Annotated in this window: 1 protein-coding gene and 1 tRNA gene; one reads left to right on the forward strand and one right to left on the reverse strand. The window is 40.8% G+C overall.

The annotated features are described in order from the left end of the window. The first annotated feature begins 101 nt into the window (after window positions 1-101). Window positions 102-177: transfer RNA gene (locus tag A1D25_RS06665), tRNA-Thr, on the forward strand. Window positions 178-195: 18 nt separating this feature from the next. On the opposite strand, the gene A1D25_RS06670 is transcribed toward A1D25_RS06665, so the two are convergent. After that, window positions 196-1,680: a TrkH family potassium uptake protein gene (locus tag A1D25_RS06670; RefSeq protein ID WP_157394914.1), complete on the reverse strand. Its 1,485-nt coding sequence runs from the start codon at window positions 1,678-1,680 to the stop codon at window positions 196-198. Window positions 1,681-1,891 lie beyond the last annotated feature (211 nt).

Consider the following 1,891-nt stretch of genomic DNA (forward strand, 5'->3'; position numbering starts at 1 on the left):
TTTTCTTGTAGGGACGCCACGCTGGCGTCCGAATGAAAAAAGACTTTGTCAATAATCTGAAATTAACTAGAATTTGCGTCTCTTTTAGATTCCTATCTAATGCCGACTTAGCTCAGTAGGTAGAGCAACTGACTTGTAATCAGTAGGTCACCAGTTCGATTCCGGTAGTCGGCACCATTTCTCACGCAACTCTTACTAATCCCTCCAAAACGTTGGACTGAATATAACCAACAGGGTAAAGACTTCTAAACGTCCGCAGACCATCGCAAAAGTAAGCACCCATTTCGCACTATCTGGTACTTGTGTGAAGTTATTGCTCACTGTACCAAGTGCAGGACCGACATTATTCATACTGGCAATCACTGCATTAAGTGCGTCAAAAGTTTCCATTCCACAAGCAATCGTCATTAACCAACAGACGACAAACACGAAGAAATAAGCAGAGAAGAAAGCCCAAACACCTTCAACAATTCGTTCAGAAAGCACATACTTACCGAGTTTAATTGGTTGGATAACATTCGGGTGAATAAAGCGGTGGATTTCTCGTTTTCCTTGCAAATAGAGCAATAGCACACGAAACATTTTTAAACCGCCCCCCGTTGAGCCAGCACAGCCACCAATAAAAGAGGCAAGTACAAGCAATAAAGGCAAAAATGAAGGCCAGCTACTGAAATCATTGGTAGTAAAACCTGCTGTTGTCGAGATAGACACCGATTGAAACAGTGCCTGTGAGAGCGTTGTTTGGTTGTTGTCAAAATAGCTGTATGCCCATAGCACAAAAAAACAGATTAAAAAAAGTGAGATCTGCACCAAAATAAAGAAACGGAACTCATAATCTCGCCAATATAAACGCAAGAAACGGTTGCGGGCTTGTCCTTTGTATCTGCCGTGAAATTGGTCAAAGAAAGCGAAATGCAACGCAAAGTTACAAGAAGAAATCAGTAAGAAAAAAACCGTAATATAGTTAATTATCTCACTATTGAAATAGCCGATACTTGAATCGTGGGTAGAAAATCCACCAATTGCCACTGTCGCAAAACTATGTGAAATCGCATCAAAACCACTCATTCCAGCCAGCCAATAAGCCAATGCACATAAAATCGTTAATGAAAGGTAAATCAGCCATAATGCTTTAGCGGTTTCCGCAATGCGTGGTCGCATTTTCTGCTCTTTTAGCGGCCCGGGCATTTCAGCTCGGTAGAGCTGCATTCCGCCAATTCCTAAGAGTGGAATAATCGCCACCGCAAGTACGATAATCCCCATTCCGCCAAGCCATTGTAGAAATTGGCGATAAAATAAGATCGCTTTCGGTAAGCTATCTAGCCCTGTAATAACGGTCGCTCCCGTTGTGGTTAGTCCAGAAAATGATTCAAAAATCGATTCAGAAAAATTCAAATCAGGCTGTTCAAGCAAAATAAAAGGCACAGCCCCAAGTGTACCTAATACCACCCAAAACAACACAACAATCAGAAAACCTTCTCGTGAACGCAATTCATATTTATGATGACGACAAAACCACCATAATAGTGTGCCAACACTAAAATTCAGTACAAAGGCTTCTAAAAAGGCTCGTCCGCCACCGTCACCATAGAGCAACGCCACAAACGCAGGCACTAACATTGTGAACGAAAAACACATTACCAAAATGCCCACAATGCGAATAATCGAGAAAAATTGCACGTTAAATCCTTAAAATTCAATAGTCGGTAAATGGTACTCCGCTTTTGTGTACAGTCAAATTTTTTCTCTCACACTGCTATCTGCTATAATATGCCACTTTTATGGTATGACGTAGCAAACCATTCAATATTATGTAACCGTTGTACACACATTTAATTGTTTTTTGTGCGATGACTACATAATATCGAAATAATTTCAGACTGATGACAAA

The sequence above is a fragment of the Ursidibacter arcticus genome, assembly GCF_009761375.1.
GTDB classification, from domain to species: domain Bacteria; phylum Pseudomonadota; class Gammaproteobacteria; order Enterobacterales; family Pasteurellaceae; genus Ursidibacter; species Ursidibacter arcticus.